The 542-nt window shown below is 64.0% G+C and carries 1 protein-coding gene; it reads left to right on the forward strand.

The annotated features are described in order from the left end of the window. Positions 1–542, forward strand: a 542-nt coding sequence (locus tag EF879_RS26855; RefSeq protein ID WP_123563384.1) for an ATP-binding cassette domain-containing protein, incomplete at both ends; no start/stop codon positions are given.

Below are 542 nucleotides of genomic sequence, written 5' to 3' on the forward strand. Positions count from 1 at the left end.
CTCTCCGGGGCGGAGTTGCGGCGTGCGCGGCGGAACATCCAGATGGTGATGCAGGATCCGTACACGTCGTTGAACCCGCGGATGACGGTTGGTGACATCATCGGGGAGCCGTTCGACATTCATCCGGATGTGGCGCCGCGGGGTGAGCGGAAGCGGCGGGTGCAGGAGCTGCTGGATCTGGTGGGGTTGAACCCGGAGCACATCAACCGGTATCCGCACCAGTTCTCGGGTGGTCAGCGGCAGCGGATCGGGATCGCGCGGGCGTTGGCGTTGCGGCCGGAGATCATCGTGTGTGATGAGCCGGTGTCGGCGTTGGACGTGTCGATCCAGGCGCAGGTGATCAATCTGTTGGAGCGCCTGCAGGACGAGTTGGGGTTGTCGTACATCTTCATCGCGCACGATCTGTCGGTGGTGCGGCATATCGCGGATCGGGTGGCGGTGATGTACCTCGGGAAGGTCGTGGAGATCGGTGCCGAGGACGAGATCTACGACCGGCCGACACATCCGTACACCCAGGCACTGCTGTCAGCGGTACCCGTACC

The sequence above is a fragment of the Micromonospora sp. HM5-17 genome (assembly GCF_003762835.1).
Lineage (GTDB): Bacteria > Actinomycetota > Actinomycetes > Mycobacteriales > Micromonosporaceae > Plantactinospora.